Source organism: Streptococcus sp. M334 (genome assembly GCF_000187745.1).
GTDB lineage: Bacteria > Bacillota > Bacilli > Lactobacillales > Streptococcaceae > Streptococcus.
The window spans coordinates 259,996-260,485 of sequence record NZ_GL732486.1 but is presented as its reverse complement, the minus strand read 5'-3'; the positions used below and the strand labels follow the sequence as shown (position 1 = coordinate 260,485).

The 490-nt window shown below is 45.5% G+C and carries 1 protein-coding gene; it reads right to left on the bottom strand.

The genetic code is table 11. From position 1 onward, the window contains the following. On the bottom strand, nucleotides 1-490 hold a 490-nt coding region (locus tag HMPREF0851_RS15300; RefSeq protein ID WP_000322183.1), incomplete at both ends, for a DUF1542 domain-containing protein.

Sequence of the window (490 nt, the reverse complement as noted above, 5' to 3'; positions counted from 1 at the left end):
TGCTTTTACAGTCTCTAAGTCACCTGGTGTGTGGACACCTGCAATTGCTGCAACACCTGCTGTTTTAGCTTCGGCTACTTTATCAGCGTTTTCTGCTGACGCAATCTTAGCTTCTTCTGCTGTTTTCGCTGCATCTACTGCTTGTTCTTTTTCTGTACGTTGCGCTGCTGTTAAGCTCTTATCTGATGCGATTTCTGCTTTTTCGGCTTGCGCTGCTTTTTCTAAGTCTGCTTTCGCTGCTGCTTTTACAGTCTCTAAGTCACCTGGTGTGTGGACACCTGCAATTGCTGCAACACCTGCTGTTTTAGCTTCGGCTACTTTATCAGCGTTTTCTGCTGACGCAATCTTAGCTTCTTCTGCTGTTTTCGCTGCATCTACTGCTTGTTCTTTTTCTGTACGTTGCGCTGCTGTTAAGCTCTTATCTGATGCGATTTCTGCTTTTTCGGCTTGCGCTGCTTTTTCTAAGTCTGCTTTCGCTGCTGCTTTTACA